This is a genomic window from Lysobacter terrae (assembly GCF_054782215.1).
Window position 1 is genome coordinate 40,780 of the sequence record NZ_BAAGSX010000012.1, and the last position, 21,814, is coordinate 62,593.

A 21,814-nucleotide genomic window follows, 5' to 3' on the forward strand; every position below is an offset into this window, starting at 1 on the left:
GAGAACTGGCGGCAAACAAGGAGTGAACGGCGATGGACAGATCCGCAATCCGCAATTCGACAAGCGTGCTGCTGTGCTCGTTGCTGGTCGCATGCCGATGGCAATCGAGCACGCCCACGACCGAGACCACTGGACAATTCGGCGGTGGCACCGGCACGTACACGGCGCAATGCTCCGGCGACTTCCCCGACTGGATTTCCGATCATCAGCCGCAAGCGGACGCGAGCGGCGACGTGAACCCGAACGAACCGGGCGTGCAGAAGAGCTTCCAGCTCGCGCAGGCCTATCCGCTGGGTGTTCCGGTGATCACCAACGACGCGCAGGGCCAGCCGCACATCACCTCATGGAATCCACCGGCAGCGGAGACCAACGGGCCATGGCGAACCTTCAGCAATCTGTCGATCCCGGCGCAGCGCGACGGCTATCTGGCCGCGCTCAAGGCTTACATCCTGCAAGGCATGTCGGACCCGGGCATCGACTTCAACGCGGTGAAGAACAACAGCAACTGGGCATCGCGCAAGTGGTACCACGTGCCGATGATGACGGCTTCGGCGAACGCTCGCCGTGAGCCCTACCACGGCGTAACCAGCGAGCGACCACTCAAGGCCAGCGAGCAGACGCATTGGCTGACCTCCGGTGGGGACCTGCGTGCGGTAGCGGTCGGTTACTACAACAGTCTCGGCGGCTACACGATCGGGCAAGTGTTCCCCAGCTACGACCTGGCCCAGACCAGTCCCTCGGCCGCGCACTTCATCGACGGTACCGTGGTGTTCAAGCTGCTGTTCGCCGAATACGTGCCCTCGCGGATCCAGGCACCGGATCCATTGGCGCACGCACCGCGCTGGTTCGTGCAGGTGCCGTCTAACTCCGCGGCCCCGCCCATCGAAGTGCGCTTGTTGCAAGTCGACATCGCGGTCAAGGACGACCACTTCAGCGGCAAGACGGGCTGGGTGTTCGCCACCTACGCCTACGACGAGCGGCAGTGGCCTGCCGAAGCCAACGCTTGGCGACGACTCACGCCGATCGGCGTGCAGTGGGGCAACGATCCGACGGTGACCGGGACTGCGATCACCACGCTGCAGGAAAGCTGGATCAATCCCGACACGCCGCCCGCCTTCCGCGATCATGTGGGGCGCGCGGGCCGCCTGATCGGACCCGTCGACAATCCGCGCTCCTCCTGCCTGAGTTGCCATTCGACCGCGCAGGTCGACATGGCGCAGGTGGGCAACGTGGGCGGCATGTTCGCTACCCAATCGATCCCGCCGACCTCGTGCAGCACGCCGATGGCGTGGTTCCGCAACCTTTCCAGCGGCCCGAGTGGCAGCACCGCGTTCGGACGCATGCCGGGCAACAACTGCCCGGTCGACGTCGCCACCACCGGCCTCACCTCGCTGGACTATTCGCTGCAGTTGCAGGTCGGGGTCGTTTCCGTTTTCGGATTCCAGAACCCCAATCCGTGCGCGGACTATGCCCAGGCGCATTACGCCGCAACCAATGCGATGGCATTGCGCCGCAACCAGGAGCAGATGCGCCAGTCGCCGGATCGCGAACGGCACTTCCTGCGCGAGCTGCCGGCGCAATCGCAGCGAGTGAAGATCACACGCGACGGCAAGCTGTTCAACAGGGAAATACCGCCGGAACATCGGCGCTGACGGGACGCGGCGTGAAAACGAAAACGGCGCCGTCGAGGCGCCGTTTTCTTGCCGCGTTCACAGTGGCTTAGGACAGCGCGTTCGCCGCCTCGACCACCTTCTCCACGGTGAAGCCGAAGTGCGGCAGCAGCTGTTCGATCGGGGCGCTGGCGCCGTAGCTGTCGATACCGACGACGGCGCCGTCCAGGCCGACGTACTGGCGCCAGAAACCGGTGACGCCGGCTTCGATGGCGATGCGCTTGCGGCAGGCCCTGGGCAGCACGCTTTCGCGATACTGCGCGTCCTGGCGCTCGAACACGTCGGTGGACGGCATCGACACCACGCGGGCCTTGTCGCCGAGCTGCGCGGCGGCCTGCATGGCGAGACCGACTTCCGAGCCCGTCGCGATCAGGATGATTTCCGGCGCGCCGAGCGAATCCTTAAGCACGTAGCCGCCGCGTTCGATATCGGCGACCTGCTGCGCGTTGCGGGTCTGATGCGGCAGGTTCTGGCGCGAGAAGATCAGGCAGCTCGGGCCGTTGTAGCGTTCGATCGCCTTCTTCCAGCACACCGCCGATTCGACCGCGTCGCACGGACGCCACACGTCGTTGCCCGGGATGTAGCGCAGCGAAGCGAGATGCTCGATCGGCTGATGGGTCGGGCCGTCTTCGCCCAGACCGATGGAGTCATGGGTGTAGACGTGGATCGCGTGCGCGCCCATCAGCGCGCTCATGCGCACGGCGTTGCGCGCGTAGTCGCTGAAGACCAGGAAGGTCGCGTCGTACGGAATGAAGCACTCATGCAGGCCCAGGCCGTTGCTGATCGCGGTCATCGCGAACTCGCGCACGCCGTAATAGATGTAGTTGGCGTTGGGGTCGTCGGTCGCGACCGACTTGCTGCCCTTCCACAGGGTCAGGTTGGAATGCGCCAGGTCGGCCGAGCCGCCGATCAGTTCCGGCAACAGCGGCGCGTAGGTTTCGATCGCCATCTGCGAGGCCTTGCGCGACGCGACCACCGGACCTTCGGCCTGCAGCTTGGCGATGTAGGCGTCGGCGGCGGCGATGAAGCCTTCCGGCAGTTCGTTGCGCGAACGGCGGTTGAGCTCAGCGGCCATTTCCGGATGCTTCGCCGCGTACTTGTCGAACAAGGTGTTCCACTCGGACTCGCGCACTTCGCCCTTGCTGCTGCGCCAGGCCTGGTAGATGTCCTGCGGGATTTCGAACGCGGCGTGCGACCAGTGCAGCGCCTCGCGCGTTATGGCGACTTCGTCCTTGCCCAGCGGCGCGCCGTGGCTGGATTCCTTGCCGGCCTTGTTCGGCGAACCAAAACCAATCGTGGTGCGGCAGCAGATCAGGGTCGGCTTGTCGCTGGACTTCAGCGCGGTCTCGATTGCGGTCTTGATCTCCTGCGCGTCGTGGCCGTTGACGCCACGCACGACGTTCCAGCCGTAGGCCTCGAAGCGCGCCGGCGTGTTGTCGGTGAACCAGCCGTCGGTGTTGCCGTCGATCGAGATCTTGTTGTCGTCCCAGAATGCGATCAGCTTGTTCAGGCCCCAGGTGCCGGCGAGCGAAGCGGCTTCATGCGAGATGCCTTCCATCAGGCAGCCGTCCCCCATGAACACGTAGGTGTGGTGGTCGACGATCTCGAACTCGGGACGGTTGAAGCGCTGCGCCAGCAGCTTCTCGGCGAGCGCCATGCCCACGGCATTGGCGAAGCCCTGGCCGAGCGGGCCGGTGGTGGTTTCCACGCCCGGGGTCATGAAGTTCTCGGGGTGACCCGGGGTCTTCGATTCGAGCTGGCGGAAATTGCGCAGATCGTCGATCGACAGCTCATAGCCGGACAGATGCAGCAGCGCGTACTGCAGCATCGAGCCGTGGCCGTTGGAGAGGATGAAGCGGTCGCGGTTGAACCAGTTCGGGTTCTTCGCGTTGTGGCGCAGGTAGTCGTTCCACAGCACTTCGGCGATGTCGGCCATGCCCATGGGCATGCCGGGGTGGCCGGAGTTGGCGGCCTGGACCGCGTCGATGGCAAGGAAACGGATGGCGTTGGCGAGGTCGCGGCGGGCGGGAGCGGTCGTCGTCATGGAGGGCGGCTGGGAGCGGGAAGAGGCGCGGCCGCGGCAGGGCCGGGCCGGCGAAGGGCGCCATTGTCCCACAGCGCCCGGCCGGTACGGGGTTTCGCCCGCGCTACGCGGGTTTGACCGCCGTTTCCGCGCCCGGCGCGTCGGTTTCGCCCCGCGACACCATCGCCGCGATGGCCAGGTCCCCGGTGACGTTGAGCGTGGTCCGGCACATGTCGAGGAAGTGGTTGACACCCAGGATCAGGCCGATGCCCTCGGGCTTGACCCCCACCATCGCGCAGATCAGCGCCACCACCGGCAGCGAGCCCGAAGGCACGCCGGCGGTGCCGATGCCGCCGAGGATGCAGACGAACATCACCGTCACCTGCTGCGACAGCGACAGCTCCACGCCGAAGAACTGGGCGAGGAAGATCACGGTCACGCCCTCGAACAGCGCCGTGCCGTTCTGGTTGGCGGTCGCGCCCACGGTCAGCACGAAGCGCGAGACGCGCCGCGGCAGGTGCAGTTCCTCGTCGGCCACGCGCAGCGAGGTCGGCAGGGTGGCGTTGCTCGATGCCGTCGAGAAGGCCAGCAGCATCGCTTCGCGCACGCCGCGGAAGAACTTCCACGGCGACCAGCCGCCGATCAGCTTCAGTGCGAGCGAATACGTGACGCACAGGTGCAGCGCCAGCGCCAGCACCACCACGCCGACGTAGCTGGCGAGCTTGCCCAGCAGATCCCAGCCGAACACCACGGTCATGTTGAACATCAGGCACGCCACCGCATACGGCGCGAGCCGGATCACGATGCCGATCAGCGCCATCGACACGTCGAACAGCCCCTGGATGCCGCGCGTCAGCGTCGCGGTGGCTTCGTTGCGCACCATCACCAGCCCGATGCCCAGCATCAGCGCGAAGAACATCACCGAGAGGATGGTGTTGTTGTCCGCGGCCGCGGCGACGATGTTGTCGGGCACGATCGACAAGACCATGTCCAGGCCCTTCGGCTGCGCGCCGGCGTCGCTGACGATGCCGCGCGCGCGTTCGGCGTTGTCGCTGAGCAGCTTCAGCGCCTGCGCTTCATCCACGCCCGCGCCGGGGCGGAACAGATTGACCAGCACCAGGCCGAGCACCACCGCCAGCGCCGACAACGCCACGGTATAGATCAAGGTGCGCCAGCCGACGCGGCCGAAGGCGCGCACGTCGCCCATTTCCGACACGCCGATCACCAGCGCCGAGAACAGCAGCGGGATCACCAGCATGAAGATCAGGCGCAGGAAGATCGTGGCCGCGGGCTGGGTGAGATACGTGGTGAACGTCGCCACCACGGGCGCCTCGGCGCCGACGGTGTAGTGCGCGGTCAAGCCGAGCGCCAGGCCGACCAGGAAGCCGATCAGCATCTTCCAGTGCAGCGGCAGCTTCCGTGAGGCAGCGCGGTTGGCTTCGCTCATCGACCGGCTCCGGCGTTGAATGTCGAGAGCTTAGCGGGTACCGGTGTTAACGCCATGCGGACAATTACGCCCCGCACTAGTCTCCTTCTCCCCGCGTCGCGGGGAGAAGGAAAGCTTCTTGTGCTTTAAAGCGCGCTCTCGGTCACCGGCAACTCGGCCTCGGCCACTTCACCGCTACGTGCCGAAACGACGACCGCCGTGGCCAGATCGCCCGTGACGTTGAGCGAGGTGCGGCACATGTCGAGGAAGCTGTTGACGCCGAGGATGATGCCGATGCCCGCCGGGTTGAGGCCGATGATGCCGCAGATCATCGCGATCACCGGCAGCGAACCGGACGGAATACCGGCCGTGCCGATGCCGCCGAGAATGCACAGGCCCAGCACCATCAGCTGCTCGGTCAGCGGCAGATGCAGGCCGAACACCTGCGCCAGGAACAGCACGGTCACGCCTTCGAACAGCGCCGTGCCGTGGTGGTTGGCCGACGCGCCGACGGTCAGCACGAAGCGGCTGACCTTGCGCGGCAGGCGCAGGTTTTCTTCGGCCACGCGCAGGGTCACCGGCAGGGTTGCGGTGGAGGACGCGGTGGCGAAGGCGGTCAGCACGGCTTCCTGGCTGCCACGGAAGAAGGTGCGCGGCGACATGCCGCCCATGAACTTCACCCACAACGGCAGCACCACGAACATGTGCAGCGCTAGCGCCAGCACTACCGTGATCACGAAGTAACCCAGGCCCTTCAGCACGTCCCAACCCAGTTGCGCGCACAGGCTGAACATGAAGCACGCCACGGCATACGGCGCGAGGCGGATGAACAGCCCAATCAGCCGCATGCTGATTTCGAACAGGCCTTGCAGCGCGTGCTTGAACGCCTGCGTCGCCGGCGACGGAGTCAGCACCAGACCGATGCCGATCATCAGCGCGAAGAACACGATGCCCAGCTTCTGCTTGTCGTCCACGCCCGCCGCGAGCACGTTATGCGGAACGATGTTGACCAGCAGATCCAGCACCTTGAGCTGCTGGCCGCTGGCGACGATGCCATTGATCTTGTCGACGTTGCTGCTCATCGCCTTCTGCACCAGCGCCGGATCCATGTGCAGGCCGGGCTGGATCAGATTGACCATCAGCAGGCCGATGCCCACGGCGGCGCCGGTGACGGTTGCGGTGTAGGTCAGGGTGCGCCAGCCCAGACGTCCGAGACTGGCGATGTCGCCAAGCTCCGCCACACCCAGCACCAATGCCGAGAACATCAGCGGCAGCACAAGCATGAACAACAGATTGAGGAAGATCTGTCCCGCAGGACGCGTGACGTATTCGATGGTGCCCTGCACGAAGGGAGTATCCGCGCCCAGGTAACGGTAAGCGAACAACCCGAGCGCCGCACCCAGCACGAAGCCGATCAGCACCTTGATGTGCAGCGGGATGCCCTTGACGGCAGTGGCGGGCAGGCTGATGTGGCTCATGCGGGTTTCTCGCGGCGTGTGCGGTGGCAAAACAGCCGCGAGATTACACCAGCCCCTCCCTGTTCAGCTTTGCCGGCGTCCGTGTTCCCGCTCGGGATACAGCGGCGGCAGCAGGACCGGCCCGCGCGCCGGCTCGGCCCGCCAGCGCGGGCCTTGGGCGAAGGCGCTTCGCAACGCCTGGCGGGCGCGCACGCCGTCCCCGTGACCCCAGCGCGCGCCCTGCAGCGCCGTCACCGCCTCGCGCTGCGTGGCATCGTCGAGGCGAGCGAGCAGATCGTCGATATCGCGCGCGGGTGGCATCGCCATGCCGCACAGGGTGTCAGCCACTTCGCCGAGATCGCCGGTATCCAGGACACGGCGGAGTTCCGCCAGCGTCCGCGATGGTCGTGACGAAGACGGTGGCGGCGTACCCGCGGCATGCGTGTGCGCAGCGGCCACCGCGTGATGATGCGAACGCTGATGGAAGCCCCATACCAACGTCAGCAGCCACAGCGCCGCGAACAACAGCGTCGCCAGCACCCAAGCGCGGTGCGCACCGGAGGCCGGCGCGGCGCGGCTGGCAGCGCCTTCCGTGAGCACGGCATTCGGCACGGCCGCACCGTCCGCCGCCGCGACGTTCCAGGACATCGGCGGCAACGCGGCTGTGCGCTTTTCGCCAGCGAGCACGTCCCACCAGTCGATGCGCAGGGCCGGCAGCGTCGTCGACCCCGCGTTCGCGGGTACCAGCGAAAAGCGCCGCGTGAGCTTCACCCGCGGACGTCCGTCGCGGAAGGTTTCGTCGGCTTGCACCGGATCGGCGAACACCTGCACACCGTCGATCGGCGGCAGCTGCAGCTCTGGCATCTGCGCGGCGGTGGCGCCGTCGGCGATCGCCTCGACCACCAGACTGCCCGACGTCCCCGCGCGCAATTCGCGCGGCGTGGTCGCGTAACGCAGCTGCAGGCTGCGCAGCGGCAACCACGGTTGCGGCGCATTCGCGGGCGCCGCCTGCACCTGCAGAACGCGGGCCGGCGCCTGCGCATTCAACGCGCCGCCGCGATCGCCGAACAACTCGTCGAAGAAGCCGCCGGTGCCGCGCCCCTCGAACACCGCACCCGGGACCGTGAGCGCGCCGCTGCGCTCCGGAATCAGCTGGAAACGCCGTTCGATCACTTCGTAGCGCCGCCCCGCGACTTCGCGCGTGTAACGCACGTCCTCGCCGACCTGCTGCAGCGCCGCGCCATCGGGCGCCGCCTGATCGAGCTGACCAGAGATCAGCGGCGCTGCCGAATACAAGCGCACGACCCAGCCCACGGTCTGCTGCACATAGGGCTGGCTGTCGTCGGGCTCGCTTTCGATGAAGACGTCGTCCCCGGCACGCGACGGCAGCGGCGCGGTCGCCGCTTCGACCTGCAAGGTCAGGGGCTGGGTGCGCGCATTACCGACGGCGAGCGCGGGAATCACCAGCGGGCCGGCGCGGCGCGGCTGCAGCGCCACCGCGTAGAGACTGTGCACGCCGGCATTGTCCATCTGCGTGCGGCTGCTGCGGCCGCTGATGCTGAAGTCGCGCTGCAACGGGTCGTAGTCCGGCCGCGCCATGCCATCGGTCTTGATGTTGAGGGTGACCGTCTCGTTGGCGTTGATGCGATCGCGATCCAGCCAGGCGCGCGTCTGCGCGAACGCCGGCAGCACGCACAGCGCCAACACCAGCGCGAACGCGCAACGCACGATGAAAGACACTCCGATGTAGCGCCGTCTGCTCACTCTTCGACCTTACCTTTGGCCGCACGCCGTTCCAGTTCGAGGCGGAATTTCGCCCGCAGCAGGCCGCCCGGATCGTCCGGCACGCGGCGCAACCAGGCTTCATTGGCCAGGCGGCGTTCGCGTTGCTCGGGCGTTTCCTCGGCCTCCCCCTTGGCTTTCTGTCGCTGCTTGGCGGTCTGCGCCTGGCCTTGCTGTCGCAAGGCTTGCTGCATGCGTTCGCGCTGCGCGCGGTCTGCTTCCGCCTGCGCCTTGGCGTCTTGGGGTTTAGCCGGTTGCGATTGTGTCTGTTGGGGTTGCGCTTGATCGTGCGGCTGGGTGGGCTGGTGCTGTTGATTCTGTTGCGCGCTGTGTTGCGTGTCCTGCTGCGGATTTTGTTGCGTCTGCTGTGGGCTCTGTTGCGGGTTCTGCTGCGGATCGCTTTGCGACTGGCCTCCCTGTCGCTGCGATTTGCCCTGTCCCCCGTTCAATCCCGACGGCGGGCGGCGTTTCATCGCGGCTTCGACGGCGCGCTTGTTGGCGAGCGCATCGCCCATGCCGGGTTGCAGGCGCAGGGCCTGATCGTATGCGGCCATCGCCTGCGGGTATTGCCCCGCCTTCGCCAAGGCATTGCCGCGGTTGTAGTGCGCGGTCGCACTGCCCAGCCCTTCGTATTCGCGCGTGGCCGCGGGGTAGTCGCCGCGGCGATAGGCGTCATTGCCGCGTTGCATGCGGGCATAGGCGGCCTGATCGGGGCGGCGCCAGAGGTCGGCGGCTTGCGCCTGATGCGGCGGCAGTACGGCGCACAGCAGCAGCAATGCGAGGACGCCGCCGCGACGGAAGGCGAGCAGCGCGAGCAGCATCAGCGGAAGCAGCAGCCAGTAGCCTTCGTCCTGCCACGCCAGTCCGCTCGAACCTCCGCCGGACGACTCGGCCGTTGCCGGAGTGAGCAATCCGAGCGTGCGCAGATCCTCGTCGCCGCCGTCCAAGACCGCGTAGGCGCCGTTGCCTTCGCTGGCGAGCCGGCGCAGCGATGCGCTGTCGAGCCGTGCGTTCGCGATGTCGCCGCCGCTACGCCGATAGGCCGCACCACGCTCGGTTCCCAGCCCCAGCGCGGATACGCGGTAGCCGGCCGCGGCGGCATCCGCGGCGGCCGCGATCGCCGCAGCGTCGGCGTGATCGGTGATCACGACGATGTCGCCGCGCGTCGCACCGGCGCGTTGCAGCAATTGCGCGGACCAGGCGATCGCTTCGTCGCTACGCTGGCCATCGCGCGGCATCACGTCGGGCTGCAATGAGTCCAGGAACAGCGCCACATTCGTGGCGTCGTCGGTCAGCGGCGCCACGGTGAAGGCATCGCTGGCGAACGCGACCAGACCCACCTGCCCGCCCTTGCGCTCGCGCAGCAGCGTCGCGAGCTTCGCGCGCGCCTGGGCAAGCCGCGACGGCGGCAGATCCGCAGCCAAGCTCGCGCTGGACAGATCCAGCGCCACCACCAGTGGCGCCTGGCTCTGCCACAAGGGTTGTGCGGACTGGCGCCAACTCGGTCCGGCCAGCGCGAGCACCGCCAGCAGATAGGCGAGCGCCGCGAGCCACAGTCCGAAGCGACTACGCCGGTCGTCCCGCTTCTCCAGCAAATGCGGCAGCAGATGCGGATCGACGGCCTCGCGCCAGACGCTGCTCAACCGTCTGCGCCGACGCCACCACCACGCCAGCAGCGGCAGCACCAGCGCAGCGAGCAGCCACCACGGACGCAGGAAGTGCAGCGCTGACAGATCGTGGAGACTCATGCCCGCCTCCGCGGCCACAGCAGGGCGAGCAGGCCGCAGGCGAATGCCGCCGCGAGCGGCCAGGCATAGCGCTCGAGCCGCGGACGTACCGCCTTGCCGGCACGGCTGATGGGTTCGAGACGATCGATCTCCGCATAGATGCCCGCCAGTTCGGCGGTATCGCGCGCACGGAAGAAGCGGCCGCCGGTCTGCTCCGCGATCGCGCGCAACGTGGTTTCGTCGATTTCGTCGCCCGCGCCGGCCATCGGCAGCTTGAAGCCGAATACCGACAGCGAGCCTTCGCCGCCGAAGGCGATGGTGTGCACGCGCACGTGCTCGCTGCGCGCGAGTTCCGCCGCCTTACGCGGATCGAGCACGCCTGCGGTGTTGACGCCGTCGGTGAGCAGAATGACCACACGCTGCGCGGCCGGTTGCGTGCGCAGGCGCTTGACCGCCAGGCCGATTGCATCGCCGATGGCGGTCTCCTGCCCGGCCAGACCGACAACACTGTCGCCGAGCTGCTCGCGCACCGTGTCGCGATCCGCGGTCAGCGGCGTGAGCGCATACGCGCGACGGCCGAATACAAGCAGGCCGAGACGATCGCCGGCGCGGCGATCCAGGAAGTCGGCGAGTACCGCCTTGGCGGCGGTCAGGCGATCGACGGGACGGTCGCCCAACTCCATGTCGGGCTCGGCCATGCTGCCCGACAGATCCAGCGCCAGCAGCATGTCGCGTCCGGCCTGCGGCGGCTGGATCGCTTCGCCGAGCTGCTGCGGTCGCGCCGCGGCGATGCAGAGGAGAATCCAGGCGAGCACCAGCAGCGGATTGAGCCGGCCCGCATGCAGTGCATGGCTGCCGCCTTTGGCGATCGCCTCCAGGCGGGCGCCATACGGGACGCGCAGTGCGGCGCCGGTCGTGCGCGATGCCGGCAGCAGCCAGCGCGCGAGCAACGGCAGCGGCAGCGCCAGCAACAGCCATGGCCAGGCGAAGTAGTCGTGCAGTGATGTCAGCGCACCGAACGACGTGCTCATTGCGTCATCCAGCGAATGAAGCGCGCACGCACCAGCGTTTGCAGTGCGGCGACCTGTGTGGGGTCGGCTTCGCGACGAAACCCGCCTTCGAGCAGCAGGCGTCCCTCGCCCTGGGAGAACGGGCGGCTTGGATCGCCGGCGTCCAGAAACGCCAGCCAGGCATCGCCTTGCAGCGTATCGGCGCGCGGATCGCGACGCCGCGCGGCACGGCGCAGCAGGCCGGACATGGCCGCAACCTGCATCGGCAAATTGCCGTCGCCGGCCAGCGCGTCATCGAACAAGCGAGCGACGACGCGCCGCTGCCTTGCTTTCCGCGCACGCCACAGCTGCCACAGCACCACCGCGATTAGCGCGAACGCGGCGAGCATCCACCAGCCGGGCGCGGGCGGCCACCAAGCCGGCGCGGCCGACTGATGGATATCGCGCAATACGAGCGTGGCGTCTGCCATCACGCCACCAGCGGCCGCGCACGGCCCAGCAGCGGTAACCAGGATTCGCTCGCGGCGTCGGTGGAAAGCGCCTGCACGCGGATTCCCTTGGACGGCAACGCTGCCAACGCGCTCTGGATCGGGGCGACGAATTCGCGCAGCCAGCGTTGCCGTTGCGGCGCGGCGCCCAGGTCCAGTTCCAGGCGATGCCCATCGCCGACGAAGGGCGATGCGCGCTTGGGCGGATCGGTTTCCAAAGGATCGGTCAACAGCAGCACGATGACTTCGTGATGCTGCGCAAGCGCGGGCCAGCGACGTTCGGGGATGCCGGCGACGCTGTGCGGATCGGCCAGCAGCACCAGGCGCGCGCCCGGCCGCAGCAGCCGCTGCGCATGATCCAAGGCTACGGACAAGCCCGCGTCGTCCTGCGGCGGCTGCGCATACCAGCGCACCAGCGCATCGAGTACGCGCAAGGCGCCGCGTGCGCCCGATGCAGGCGCAACGGGCGGCTCGCGCAGGCTGCCGCGCAGTGCGGCGATGCGATCGCCATCGCGCATCGACGCCCATGCGGCTACCGCGCCGGCGCGCGCGGCCTGCACCGACTTGAAACGCGTGCGCGTGCCGAAGTAGAGCGACGGCGCGGTGTCGGCAACGATCATCGTCAGCCGCTCGCGCTCGGCCTGGAACAACTTGGTATGCGCGCGGCCCGTGCGTGCGGTGAGGCGCCAATCGATATGGCGCGCATCGTCTCCGGCCACGTAGTCGCGGGATTCGGCGTATTCCATGCCGCGGCCACGCAGCTGCGACAGCGCGTGGCCACTGACGCCATGACGGCCCATACGCGCATTGCGCCGGCCGCCGACACTACCGCGCAGGGCGACCAATTCCGCGAGCGATGGCCGCACGCCATCGCCATCGGAACCTGTCGCCGTCGTCTTGCGTGCGTCGTCGTTCTGGCGCATGCCGGAGCCTAGGGCAGCGGAACCTGCCGCAGCAGTTCGAGGACCAGACGGTCGCCGTCCCAGCCTTCGGCGGTCGCCTCGTAGCTGGGCAGGATGCGATGGCGCAGCACGTCCGGCGCGATCGCGCGCACGTCGTCGGGCGTAACGAAATCGCGTCCCGCCAACCAGGCGTGCGCACGCGCGCAACGCTCCAGTGCGATCGATCCGCGCGGGCTTGCGCCCCAGGCGATGCGGCGTGCGAGTGCCGCGTCGTAGCGTTGCGCATCGCGCGAGGCCAGCACCAGTTCGATCAGGTAACGCTCGACCGCGGGCGCGACGTGCAGATCGAGTACGGCCGCACGGGCGGCGAATACGTCGGCCAGCGGCATGCGCGCGAGCGAGACCGGCGTGGCACGCACGCTGGCGCGGGCACGTTCGCGCGCGAGGCGGAGGATTTCGGTTTCGGTCGCAGCCTCGGGATAACCGATGCGCACGTGCATCAGGAAGCGATCGAGCTGCGCTTCGGGCAGCGGGAAGGTGCCTTCCTGTTCGATCGGATTCTGCGTCGCCATCACCAGGAACAGGGGCGGCAGCGCGTAGGTCTGGCGTCCGACCGTCACCTGCCGCTCGCCCATCGCTTCGAGCAGGGCCGATTGCACCTTGGCCGGGGCGCGATTGATTTCGTCGGCCAGCAGCAGCGGATGGAAGATCGGGCCGGGTTGGAATTCGAAACGCCCGTCCTGCGGACGCCACACTTCGGTACCGGTCAGGTCGGCGGGCAATAGATCGGGAGTGAACTGGACGCGTGCGAAGTCGGCGTCGAGGCGCGTCGCGAGGGCACGAATGGCGCTGGTCTTGGCCAGGCCTGGGGCGCCCTCGACGAGGAGGTGGCCATCGGCCAACAAGGCGATCAGGAGGCGCTCGATCAGCGCGGCCTGGCCGACGATCTCGGCCGAGAGTGCCGTCCGCAGGTCGCGGAATGCGTCGTGCAGGCGGCCGTTCGTCGCATTGGCGGCGCGGGTCGGGGGCTCGACGGGAATGGGAGGGATGCTGCTGTCCATGGGAGGCTCGGTGACAGACCCGAACCATTCTGACCGAAGTGACGCGCGCAAGTTCTATCGGCCCGGATCGGTTTCAGCGAACCGACAGGCAATCGGCGGAAACGAAAACGGGCCTTTCGGCCCGTATTCATCGTATCGGCAGCGCTGGCACCCCGCAAAAACAAACGGGGGCCTTGCGGCCCCCGTTTTGACATTGCGTCGGCGCGATCAGCGCTGGGCGACCTGCAACACCTTCGGCGTCACGAAGATCAGCAGCTCGGCCTTTTCCTTGTTCTTGCCCTTCTTCTTGAACAGGTTGCCGAGGAAGGGGATGTCGCCGAGGAAGGGCACCTTCTGCAGGTCGGTGCGGTCGCGGAATTCATACACGCCACCGATCACGACGGTCTGGCCGTCTTCGATCAGCACGGCGGTGTTCACTTCGCGCTTGTTGATCAGCGGCACGCTGCCGATCGAGGCCTGCACGAAGTCTTCCACTTCGTCCTTCTTCACGTTCATGTTGAGGAAGACGCGGCCGTCGTTGGTGATGGTCGGGGTGACCTTCATTTCCAGCAGCACGTCCTTGAACTGGACGTTCTGCTGCGCGACCTGGCCGGCGGCGCCCTGGCCCTGGGTCACGGTCACGTAACCGACTTCCTGGCCCTGGCGGATCACCGCTTCACGCTGGTTGCTGGTCACCACGCGCGGATTGGAGATCACTTCGCCGCGGCCTTCTTCCTGCATCGCCGACAGTTCGACGTCGAGCAGATAACCGGCGTTGATGATCGAGAAGGCCAACGCACCCGCGGGGTTGTTCACGGGGAGATTGACGTTCAGATCGCGGGTCGCGGTGAAGCCGCGGGCACCGGACTGGACCGCGTTGGCGCGCGAGAGCGCGCTGGCCGCGGACGCATCGGCGCTGCCGCCGAAGCCGAGGGTGCTGCGGTCGCCGTCCTTGCCCGTCGCGCCGTTGAGGCCGAACTTGGCGCCGATTTCGCGGGCGAAGGTTTCGGTCGCGATGACGATGCGCGCTTCGATGATGACCTGGTCGACCGGACGGTCGATCACATGGACCAGCTCCTTGAGCTGCGCGACCTTCTTCGGGATGTCGCTGACCATCAGCGTATTGGTGCGGTCGTCGGCGACGAGGCGGCCACGCGACGACAGGAAGCCGCTGTCGTTCTGGCTGTTGCCGCCCTGACCACCGCCACCACCGCCGCTGCCGCCGACGCCCTTGGCTTCGGTCAGTGCTTTGAAGATCGCACCGGCATTGTGATAGTTGATCTGGATGTACTCGGTCACCAGGTCGACGCGGTTGTCGAGCGCGATGCGCGCGTCTTCCCGGTCCTGTTCGTACTTGGCGATTTCGGCCTGCGGCGCGATCCAGACGACGTTGCCGCTGCGACGCTTATCCAAGCCCTTCGCCTGCAGCACGATGTCGAGCGCCTGATCCCACGGCACGTTGACCAGGCGCAGGGTGACGTTGCCCTGCACGGTGTCGGCGGCGACGACGTTCAGGCCAGACTCTTCGGCGATCAGCTGCAGGACGGTGCGAACCGGCACGTCCTGGAAGTTGAAGGTTACCGGGCGGCCGCTGTAGGCACGCGCCGGAGCGGCGGCCGTAGTGGTAGTGGCGGCACCCACAGCGCGCTGCTGCTTGGCGCCTGCGGCACGCGGGATGATTTCGACGATGTAGTCGCGGCCGGTCTGGTAGGCCATCGACTCGAACGCGCCGGTGGTGTTCAGCACCAGCTGGGTGCCGGTACCGGCGGTACGCGCGTCGATGCTCTGCACCGGGGTGGCGAAGTCGGTGACGTTCAGCGGCTTCTGCAGGTTCGCAGGCAGCTGCGCGTTGCCGACGTTGACGGTCACGGTCGAGCCGGTGCTGCGCAGGTCCGGCATGGCACCGTCGCCGCTGAAGCGCAGGATTAGCTTGCCCGCGCCGCCGTCGCCGCGCTTGAAGTCGATGTTGGACACCGAGATGGTGCCCGGCACCTGCTTGGCCGGATCGTTGCTCGGCGTCGGCGCGGCGGCAGGCGCAAGCTGGGCAACGAACGTAGGCGTGAAGGTCCCTTGCGTCGAAGGCGTACCGGCCTGGGCAGCGCTGAATCCGGCGAGCAGCCCGATTGCGAGGCCGATGCCGGTGCGCTTGGAGCGGTTGGCGTTGAAAACGGTCATCGTGTCATCCCCCAATCATTGATCTTCTAATGCGACCGACGCTGGACGTTCCAGCCAGCCACCCGCGCCATCCGGCACCAGTTCCACCAACTCGATGCGGTCTTCAAACACTCCGGTCACGCGACCGTCGCTCTGCCCCATGTAGTTCCCCGGGCGTACGCGGTACGTGACTTTATCGGGCGCCATCACCAACGCGATCATGCCGGGACCACGGCCCAGCGTGCCGACCATGTCCAGACTGTCGAGCGGGAATTGCTCGAGGGTCTGCTTGCGGCGCTCGCGGTCGGGACGAAGGCCAGCGCCGTTGTCGCTGTCGGTAAAGGCGGTACTGAACGGATCGCGCAGCGAATAGGCCGCGTATTCGAACGTTTCGAACTGCTGCATCACCGGCAGCGGGTCGAGCGGCGGCGCGGGACGCGCCTTCACTTCCGCCACCCACTTTTCCAGGTTCGGCGCGTCACCCGGCGTGCTGGTGATGCCGCGAGCACAACCTGTCACGGCGAGAACCAGAGCTACAGCAAGCAGAGTTCGTTTGCGCATGGCACTCAGGCGATCGGATTGAGCGAGCATGTCAGCCCCCTCCCTGTGCATTCTTGGGAGCGCCGCCAGCAGTACCGGCTTGCGCCGCCTCTTGCGCGGCCACTTCCTCTTCGTCGAGGTAGCGATAGGTCTTCACCGTGCCGGCCAATTCCAGCGGGCTGTTGGCGGTGATCGGCAGCGGTTTGCCGGACCGGTCCTTGTCGCGCGGCTTCAGCGAAATATCGTGCATGGTCATGATCACCACGCGCGGCAGGGTCGCCACGCCGCTCACGAAGCCGCCGAACTGGTGGTAGGTCCCCACCATGCGCAGCATGATCGGCTTCTCGGCGTAGAACTCCTTCGGAATTTCCGGACCCGGCTGGAACAGCTCGTTGGTGATGCCGGTCGCGAGTGCGGTCTGCGAGATGTCGACGATGAGGTCGGGCATCTCGGTCTTGCTCGGCAGCTGGCGCAGCATCTGCTTGAGCTGCTCTTCCATCTGGGCGAGCTGCTGCTTCAAGGGTTCGAGGTTGGCGGCGCGGCCCTGCTTGGTCTCGAACTCCTGGCGCAGGTTGACTTCCTGGCGCTCTAGCCCTTCGAGCTCGTTCAACTTGTCGCGCACGAACACCCACCAGCTCAGGAAGATGATGAGCAGCGCGACGATGACGCAGAAACCGACCTTGGCCTGCTGCGGCCAGGAACCCATGTTGTTGAAGTCGAGGTCCCGCAGCGAGAATTTCTTGGCGCTCACGAGGCGGCTCCTTGTTTCACGGGTGCGGCAGGCGCGGAGTTGGCGGGAGCCGCCGGCGTCGTTGCCGGCGCGGCATTGGCCGGGGCCGTACCTGCAGGAGCGTTCGCCGGTGCTGCGCCCGCCGGAGCCGGGGCCGGCTGGTCAGGTATGCCATCGCCGTTCTCGTCCTTCGGCGCGTTCGGGTTGGCGAGCTTGACCGACAACTTGAACTCGTTCGGCAGCGACTTGTCGTTGCCCTTCGCCTCGATGATCGACAGGTCCGGCTTGGTCATCCAGCCCGAGCTCTCGAGATTGCGCATGTAGGTACTGACGCGAGCGTTGGACTGCGCGCGGCCTTCGAGGGTCAGCGTGTCTTCGTCCTGCTTGATCGAGGTGAGGATCACGCCATCGGGAATGGTGCGCACCAGCGAATCGAACAGGTGCACCATCTGCGAGCGGTTGGCCTGAAGCTTCTCGATGATTTCCTTGCGGGCGAGCAGCTTGGCCTTCTTCTCGTCGAGCAGCTTGATCTCGTCGATCTGCTTCTGGACCAGCGCGATCTGGTCGGTGAGGTACTGATTGCGCTCGTTCTGACCGCTGATCTGGGCCTTGTAGTAGCCGACCATCAGGAACGAGAGCAGCACTGCACCCAGCGCGGACAGGCCGAGCAGGATGCTGAATTCCTTCTGGCGTTGCTTGCGCCGTTCGGCGCGCCATGGGAGGAGATTGATCCGTGCCATCAGTCGAAGCTCCTCAGGGCGAGACCGCAGGCGATCATCAGCGCGGGGGCGTCCTGGGCCAACGCGTGCGCCTGCACGCGCGGACCCAGCGTCATGTGCGCCAAGGGGTTGGCCACCAGGGTCGGAACGCCGAGCTGTTCCTCGACCATCTGGGCGATGCCCGGGATGGCCGCATTGCCGCCGGCGAGGACGATCTGGTCGACACGGTTGAATTCGCTACCCGCATAGAAGAACTGCAGGAGGCGGCTGACCTGCTGGACCATCGCTTCCTTGAAGGGCTCGAGCACTTCGGCCTGATAGCTCTCGGGCAGGCCACCCTGGCGCTTGGCCAGGCCGGCTTCCTCATAGCTCAGTCCGTAGCGGCGCATCACCTCGTCGGTGAGCTGCTTGCCGCCGAACACCTGTTCGCGGCTGTAGAGACTGCGGCCGTTGCGCAGCACGTTGAGCGTGGTCATCGTCGCGCCGGAGTCGATCAGCGCGGTCAGACCGTCGCGCGGACCGCTCAGCTGGTTGGCCAGCAGCGCGAATGCGTTCTCGATCGCGAACGCTTCCACGTCCATGACCTTCGGCGTGAGTCCGCCGATTTCCAGCGCGGAAGAGCGCAGCTCGACGTTTTCGGAGCGAGACGCCGCGAGCAGGACCTGCAGCGTTCCGGGGTTGTTCGGCATCGGGCCGAGCACCTCGAAGTCGAGGTTCACTTCCTCGATCGGGTACGGCACGTAGTTGACCGCTTCGAGTTCGACCTGGGATTCGAGGTCGTCCTCGTCGAGGTCGGCCGGCATCGGGATGACCTTGGTGATCACCGACGAACCCGCGACCGCGGCCGCGGCGTACTTCACCTTGGTGCCCGAGCGGTTGACCGCGCGCTTGATGGCCTCGCCCACCGCCTCGACCTCGACGATGTTCTTTTCGACCACGGCGTTCGGCGGCAGCGGCTCGACCGCATAGTGCTCGACGCGGTAGCGGTCGCCAGCCCTGGAGAGCTGCAACAGCTTGACCGCGGTCGAACTGATATCCAAGCCGACGAGGGTCGGCTGGCCTTTTGTGACGATCCCCACGATTTTTCTCCCCATGCCACAAGCGCTTACGCGCACTTCGTGTGGCCGTGCCTTAAATATCGGACTTTACCCGGGCTGGCAACTCCCCTGTGCCCCGAACTGCCAACCAGACCGCTTTTCCCTCTGAACGCTGAACCGGAACCGGAACGGCCGTAGCGGTCGCGTACCCCAAGACCATCGCCGGTCCGACCCCGGGGACCCCAACCGGTGCCGAGCGGAGCTGACCCCGTTTCGATCCGCCGCTATCGACGAGCCCGCTGCCCCTTACCCCCGCACTTGTCCCCTGGTCCGCCTCGATCTGGCGATCGCCCCGGGGTAATGCGCGGCTCACCCGCACTGCGTAGTCATGATAGTGGGCCGCGAGCATGAAGCGCGCATCGATTTGCGACGTTTCGCCGGCGGGGCCAACACTTGCCTCCTCTATACTCCTGGACCACAACACCCGCAATCTCCGTTGCCAGGAATTCCGCTTCGATGCCCCGTTTCCGTCGTTTGCTGCGCTGGTCGCTGATCGCGGCCGCCAGCGTGATCGTGCTTGGCGCCATCGGTCTGGGCGTCCTTTATTTCCTCATCGCGCCGAAGCTCCCGGACGTGGAAACCCTGCGCTCGGTCGAGTTGCAGGAGCCGATGTACGTCTATTCCCGCGACGGCAAGCTGATGGCGCTGTTCGGCGAAACGCGCCGTTATCCGGCCAACATCGAGGACGTGCCGCAGCGGCTCAAGCAGGCCTTCCTCGCTGCCGAGGACGCGCGCTTCTACAAGCATCACGGCGTCGACTACAAGGGCACGGCCCGCGCTATCTGGCTGCTGGCGACGACCAACGACCGCCGCGTCCCGGGCGGCTCCACCATCACCCAGCAGGTCGCCCGCCAGTTCTTCCTGAGCCAGGAATACAGCTACAAGCGCAAGCTGGCGGAAATGATGCTGGCCATGCGCATCGAGAATGAGCTCAGCAAGGACGAGATCTTCGAGCTGTATCTCAACAAGAGCTTCTTCGGCCATCGCTCTTACGGCGTGGCCGCGGCGGCGGAGTTCTACTACGGCAAGAAGCTCAACCAGCTCAACCTGGACGAGATGGCCTCGCTGGCGGCCATCCCCAAGTTCCCCTCGACCGCCAATCCGCTGAGCAACCCGGAGCGCGCCAAGGAGCGCCGCGACGTCTACATCCTGCAGCGCATGGCGCAGCTCAAGTACATCAGCCAGGCCGAAGCGGATGCGGCCAAGGCAGTGCCCATGCACGCCAAGCCACATGAGCGCCCGGTCGAGGTGAATGCGCCGTACGTGGCCGAGATGGTGCGCCAGGAGATGGTGGCGCGTTACGGCGCGGAGGCGCTGACCAAGGGCTACCACGTCGTCACTACCATCGATCCCACCCTGCAGGCGGCCGCGGACAAGGCGATCCGCGAAGGACTGCGGACCTACGACCTGCGCCACGGCTGGCACGGGGTCGAACAGCATTTCGACCTCGCCGACAACGAGGACGCGGCGACCTTGCTGACACGCCTGCGCAACGTGTCGGTGCAGGGCGATCTGCTGCCGGCGCTGGTGCTCGAAGCCGGCGACGGACAGGCCCAGGTCCTGTTGGGTGACGGCAGCCGTATCCAACTCGGCCCCAACCAGGGCTGGAACGCCCAAGCCCCCGACAAGCTGGTCCAGCGCGGCGACCTGGTCCGTGTGCTGCGCGCCGATGCGGCGCCCGCGGCCACCGCTCCCGGCCAGGCCGCGCCGGCGCCGAAGGCGCCCGTGCCTGTTCGCTACGTGCTCGCGCAGATGCCGCGTGCGCAGGCCGCGCTGGTCTCGCTGGAGCCTTCGAACGGCGCGTTGCGCGCACTGTCGGGCGGCTACAGCTACGCCGCCAACAAGTTCAATCGCGCCACCCAGGCGCGACGCCAGCCGGGTTCGAGCTTCAAGCCCTTCGTCTATGCGGCCGCGTTCGAACGAGGCTTCAATCCGGCGTCCGTCGTGCTCGACGCGCCCGTTGTGTTCAAGGACCGCCGCGGCCACCTGTGGCGCCCGCAGAACGACACCGGCAACTTCGCAGGCCCGATGCGCCTGCGCGAAGCGATGGTGCAATCGCGCAATCTGGTTTCGGTGCGCCTGCTCGATGCGATCGGCGTCGACTACGCGCGCAAGTACATCAGCCATCTGGGCTTCGAGGAGAAGGAACTGCCGCCGAACCTGTCGATGTCGCTGGGCACCGCTTCGCTGACGCCGCTGTCGGTCGCGCGCGGCTTCTCCGCGTTTCCCAATGGCGGCTTCCTGATCACGCCGTGGTTCATCGACGAAGTGCGCGACAGCAATGGCGCCGTACTGTTCAAGGAAAAGCCCGCCACCGCCTGTCCGCAATGCGGCATCGGTACGGCCGGCAAGGTCGTCGCGGCCACGCAGGCCGCGTCCACCGTGGTCGACGGCTTCGACTTCGGACCGAGTGGCGGCACCGGCGCGCAGCCCGCGGTCAAGGAGCCCGAGAAGAGCAAGCCCAAGGAAGCGAAGGCACTCCCGGCCGACATGGTGGTCGCGCCGCGCGCCATCGACAACCGCATCGCTTACCAGATCGACTCGATGCTGCGCGACGTCGTCCTGCGCGGCACCGGCACGCCCGCCAAGGTGCTCAACCGCGAGGACATCGGCGGCAAGACCGGTTCGACCAACGATCACCGCGACGCGTGGTTCTCCGGTTTCGGCGGACACTTCGTCACCACTGTGTGGGTCGGTCGCGACGACTTCAAATCCCTGGGCTATCGAGAATACGGCGGCCGCGCCGCGCTGCCGATCTGGATCGACTACATGCGCGTCGCCCTGAAGGATCAGCCGGTCATGGCGAACGAACCGCCGGAAGGGATGGTGAAGGTGTCCGTCGCGGCCAACGGCACGCTGCTGCCCGAAGGCAACGGCGGCGTGGCCGAATGGGTCAAGGCCGAGGATCTCGACCGCATGGAGACCTATGTCGACTACGGCCCGCAGGATACGACGCCGACTGAAGAGTCGTTCGACATCTTCTGAGCCTGGAGCTTGTGTGAAGGAAGCGGGCTTCGGCCCGCTTTCTTTTTTGCGTAAGCCGTCCGAT

Annotated in this window: 16 protein-coding genes; 2 read left to right on the plus strand and 14 right to left on the minus strand. The window is 66.9% G+C overall.

Annotation, left to right across the window (positions count from 1 at the left end; translation table 11 throughout):
- Positions 1-32 precede the first annotated feature (32 nt).
- A complete protein-coding gene (locus ACYVJ8_RS17070; protein ID WP_460714662.1) occupies positions 33-1,652 on the plus strand; it encodes a hypothetical protein in 1,620 nt (539 codons plus the stop codon).
- Between the two features lie 67 nt (positions 1,653-1,719).
- Here ACYVJ8_RS17070 and tkt read toward each other — a convergent pair whose 3' ends face one another.
- The 14 genes from tkt to ACYVJ8_RS17140 all read right to left on the minus strand — a co-directional run bounded on the left by tkt (position 1,720) and on the right by ACYVJ8_RS17140 (position 18,747).
- Complete coding sequence (gene tkt / locus ACYVJ8_RS17075) at positions 1,720-3,714, minus strand: transketolase (protein ID WP_460714664.1); 1,995 nt, start codon at positions 3,712-3,714, stop codon at positions 1,720-1,722.
- A 103-nt stretch (positions 3,715-3,817) separates the two neighbouring features.
- Complete coding sequence (locus ACYVJ8_RS17080; RefSeq protein WP_460714666.1) at positions 3,818-5,140, minus strand: dicarboxylate/amino acid:cation symporter; 1,323 nt, start codon at positions 5,138-5,140, stop codon at positions 3,818-3,820.
- 125 nt (positions 5,141-5,265) lie between these two features.
- Positions 5,266-6,597 (minus strand): dicarboxylate/amino acid:cation symporter, encoded by a 1,332-nt coding sequence (locus ACYVJ8_RS17085; protein WP_460714668.1) that lies wholly within the window; start codon positions 6,595-6,597, stop codon positions 5,266-5,268.
- A 63-nt stretch (positions 6,598-6,660) separates the two neighbouring features.
- Complete coding sequence (locus tag ACYVJ8_RS17090) at positions 6,661-8,340, minus strand: BatD family protein (protein ID WP_460714670.1); 1,680 nt, start codon at positions 8,338-8,340, stop codon at positions 6,661-6,663.
- Positions 8,337-10,106 (minus strand): VWA domain-containing protein, encoded by a 1,770-nt coding sequence (locus tag ACYVJ8_RS17095; protein ID WP_460714672.1) that lies wholly within the window; start codon positions 10,104-10,106, stop codon positions 8,337-8,339. Before ACYVJ8_RS17095 ends, ACYVJ8_RS17090 begins: the two co-directional genes overlap by 4 nt.
- Positions 10,103-11,116: a vWA domain-containing protein gene (locus ACYVJ8_RS17100; protein ID WP_460714674.1), complete on the minus strand. Its 1,014-nt coding sequence runs from the start codon at positions 11,114-11,116 to the stop codon at positions 10,103-10,105. The genes ACYVJ8_RS17095 and ACYVJ8_RS17100 overlap by 4 nt, the downstream gene beginning before the upstream one ends.
- Complete coding sequence (locus tag ACYVJ8_RS17105; protein ID WP_460714676.1) at positions 11,113-11,565, minus strand: DUF4381 domain-containing protein; 453 nt, start codon at positions 11,563-11,565, stop codon at positions 11,113-11,115. Before ACYVJ8_RS17105 ends, ACYVJ8_RS17100 begins: the two co-directional genes overlap by 4 nt.
- Positions 11,565-12,506: a DUF58 domain-containing protein gene (locus tag ACYVJ8_RS17110; RefSeq protein WP_460714677.1), complete on the minus strand. Its 942-nt coding sequence runs from the start codon at positions 12,504-12,506 to the stop codon at positions 11,565-11,567. The genes ACYVJ8_RS17105 and ACYVJ8_RS17110 overlap by 1 nt, the downstream gene beginning before the upstream one ends.
- Before the next feature lie 8 nt (positions 12,507-12,514).
- Positions 12,515-13,546: an AAA family ATPase gene (locus ACYVJ8_RS17115; protein ID WP_460714679.1), complete on the minus strand. Its 1,032-nt coding sequence runs from the start codon at positions 13,544-13,546 to the stop codon at positions 12,515-12,517.
- A gap of 207 nt (positions 13,547-13,753) precedes the next feature.
- The gene (locus tag ACYVJ8_RS17120) at positions 13,754-15,700 is read right to left on the minus strand and encodes a type IV pilus secretin PilQ (RefSeq protein WP_460714681.1); all 1,947 of its coding nucleotides are present in this window, start codon (positions 15,698-15,700) and stop codon (positions 13,754-13,756) included.
- Between the two features lie 15 nt (positions 15,701-15,715).
- On the minus strand, positions 15,716-16,240 hold the full coding sequence (locus ACYVJ8_RS17125; protein WP_460714840.1) for a pilus assembly protein PilP: 525 nt from the start codon (positions 16,238-16,240) through the stop codon (positions 15,716-15,718).
- 31 nt (positions 16,241-16,271) lie between these two features.
- Positions 16,272-16,970, minus strand: a complete 699-nt coding sequence (locus ACYVJ8_RS17130) for a type IV pilus inner membrane component PilO (protein ID WP_460714683.1) — start codon at positions 16,968-16,970, stop codon at positions 16,272-16,274.
- On the minus strand, positions 16,967-17,689 hold the full coding sequence (locus ACYVJ8_RS17135; protein ID WP_460714684.1) for a PilN domain-containing protein: 723 nt from the start codon (positions 17,687-17,689) through the stop codon (positions 16,967-16,969). The genes ACYVJ8_RS17130 and ACYVJ8_RS17135 overlap by 4 nt, the downstream gene beginning before the upstream one ends.
- Positions 17,689-18,747, minus strand: coding sequence for a pilus assembly protein PilM (locus ACYVJ8_RS17140; protein ID WP_460714686.1), 1,059 nt, complete (start codon positions 18,745-18,747; stop codon positions 17,689-17,691). Before ACYVJ8_RS17140 ends, ACYVJ8_RS17135 begins: the two co-directional genes overlap by 1 nt.
- A 474-nt stretch (positions 18,748-19,221) precedes the next feature.
- Between ACYVJ8_RS17140 and ACYVJ8_RS17145 the strand changes: the two genes are divergently transcribed.
- The gene (locus ACYVJ8_RS17145) at positions 19,222-21,750 is read left to right on the plus strand and encodes a penicillin-binding protein 1A (RefSeq protein ID WP_460714688.1); all 2,529 of its coding nucleotides are present in this window, start codon (positions 19,222-19,224) and stop codon (positions 21,748-21,750) included.
- Positions 21,751-21,814: the final 64 nt, after the last annotated feature.

Coding starts and splice junctions, on each gene's coding strand:
- ACYVJ8_RS17070 (WP_460714662.1), top strand. CDS start 33: ATGGACAGATCCGCAATCCGCAATTCGACAAGCGTGCTGCTGTGCTCG.
- tkt (WP_460714664.1), bottom strand. CDS start 3,714: ATGACGACGACCGCTCCCGCCCGCCGCGACCTCGCCAACGCCATCCGT.
- ACYVJ8_RS17080 (WP_460714666.1), bottom strand. CDS start 5,140: ATGAGCGAAGCCAACCGCGCTGCCTCACGGAAGCTGCCGCTGCACTGG.
- ACYVJ8_RS17085 (WP_460714668.1), bottom strand. CDS start 6,597: ATGAGCCACATCAGCCTGCCCGCCACTGCCGTCAAGGGCATCCCGCTG.
- ACYVJ8_RS17095 (WP_460714672.1), bottom strand. CDS start 10,106: ATGAGTCTCCACGATCTGTCAGCGCTGCACTTCCTGCGTCCGTGGTGG.
- ACYVJ8_RS17100 (WP_460714674.1), bottom strand. CDS start 11,116: ATGAGCACGTCGTTCGGTGCGCTGACATCACTGCACGACTACTTCGCC.
- ACYVJ8_RS17105 (WP_460714676.1), bottom strand. CDS start 11,565: ATGGCAGACGCCACGCTCGTATTGCGCGATATCCATCAGTCGGCCGCG.
- ACYVJ8_RS17110 (WP_460714677.1), bottom strand. CDS start 12,506: ATGCGCCAGAACGACGACGCACGCAAGACGACGGCGACAGGTTCCGAT.
- ACYVJ8_RS17115 (WP_460714679.1), bottom strand. CDS start 13,546: ATGGACAGCAGCATCCCTCCCATTCCCGTCGAGCCCCCGACCCGCGCC.
- ACYVJ8_RS17120 (WP_460714681.1), bottom strand. CDS start 15,700: ATGACCGTTTTCAACGCCAACCGCTCCAAGCGCACCGGCATCGGCCTC.
- ACYVJ8_RS17125 (WP_460714840.1), bottom strand. CDS start 16,240: ATGCGCAAACGAACTCTGCTTGCTGTAGCTCTGGTTCTCGCCGTGACA.
- ACYVJ8_RS17135 (WP_460714684.1), bottom strand. CDS start 17,689: ATGGCACGGATCAATCTCCTCCCATGGCGCGCCGAACGGCGCAAGCAA.
- ACYVJ8_RS17145 (WP_460714688.1), top strand. CDS start 19,222: ATGCCCCGTTTCCGTCGTTTGCTGCGCTGGTCGCTGATCGCGGCCGCC.